This is a genomic window from Halanaerobium saccharolyticum (assembly GCF_003053565.1).
Classification (GTDB): domain Bacteria; phylum Bacillota; class Halanaerobiia; order Halanaerobiales; family Halanaerobiaceae; genus Halanaerobium; species Halanaerobium saccharolyticum_B.
This window is the reverse complement of record NZ_QAXS01000091.1, coordinates 1-1,347: the sequence shown is the minus strand read 5'-3', so window position 1 is coordinate 1,347 and position 1,347 is coordinate 1. Positions and strand designations below refer to the sequence as shown.

Genomic DNA, 1,347 nt, shown 5'->3' with positions numbered 1-1,347 from the left:
TTGTTTTGATTCTTAACTGCTTTCTTTTTCTCCATATATGACCTTAGCCGCATTCGTATCCATCCATCTAGGCACCTAAAAAGTTTCTTCACATTACCATGACCGAAATAATTAGCCCAGCCATATATTTTAGCATTTAACCTTTTTATGATTGATTCCACTTTCCAGGGCTGATTTCTTTTAGTAACTTTTCTAACCTTATCTTTGAATTTTTCTAATGATTTCTTTCTCGGTCTTTTGTACCTCCAGGCTATGAATTCAAATCCCAAAAATACAAAACCGTCACCAAAGTTAGTTATTACTGTCTTATCCGGATGCAGTTCTAATTTAAGTTTTTCTGTGATAATTTCTTTAACTATCTCATAAGCTCTTTTAGCTTTCCTTTTTGATTTTGTCATTACCACAAAATCATCAGCAAATCGTACCAGTTTGTACCCTCTTTCTACCATTACTTTATCGAACTGATGCAGAAAGATATTCGCCAGAAGTGGTGATATTACACCACCCTGCGGTGTACCTTTTCCTGTGGGTATATATTCTCCATCTTTCATGACTCCCATGGTCAGCCACGATTTTATTATTTCAATTACCCATCCATCGGTTACCTTTTGCTTGATGAGTTCTATTAAAAGCTCATGATCTATATTATCGAAAAACCCTTTGATATCTGCATCTAATACCCATTTGTATCCCTGTTCCTTGTATTTTTCTACTTGGTTTATCGCGTCTATCTGCGATTTACCTTTTCTAAACCCCAAAGAACAGTCACAGAATTCTTTTTCATATATCGGCTCCAGTATTCCTCTGACTGCAGCCTGAGCTATTCTGTCTTTAACTGTGGGTATTCCAAGTGGTCTCTGTCTTCCATCACTTTTTGGAATGAATACTCTAAGTGCTGGTTTGGGTTGATATCTATCTTCTAAAAATTCTCTGTATAATTCTCTCATGTGGACTGAATAGTTTTCTTTGAATTCTACTGTATCTATCCTATCAACACCTGCACTACCACCATTATCTAAGACATGTTTTGCGGCTGTTTTCATATTACTAATCTTTATTACTTTATCTTTAAGAGTGTAGTATTTTCTTTCAGTTATTTCTTTCACCAATCCTTACTTCACGACTTACCAGTCTCTAACTTTACAGTCCAGTTAAACAGACCCTGTCTTCATAATATTATCAGCCACGTTTTAGGTTCTCACCAATCGCCCCCTCTGACATATTAATACTGAGGTTATGGTGTTCCTGACCCACTACCTTTGAGATTAGATTTCTCCCTCCGGCTACCAGCCTGACCCACTGCTTTAAGCAGTGTTTAAACCATTAAAATCTGTCTACCACTCCTGT

The 1,347-nt window shown here is 36.7% G+C and carries 1 protein-coding gene; it reads right to left on the bottom strand.

The window, feature by feature from the left end; translation table 11 throughout:
* Window positions 1-1,106 (bottom strand): group II intron reverse transcriptase/maturase (gene ltrA, locus C8C76_RS14990; RefSeq protein ID WP_108143062.1); only part of this gene is annotated, 1,106 nt, incomplete at its 3' end.
* Window positions 1,107-1,347: the final 241 nt, after the last annotated feature.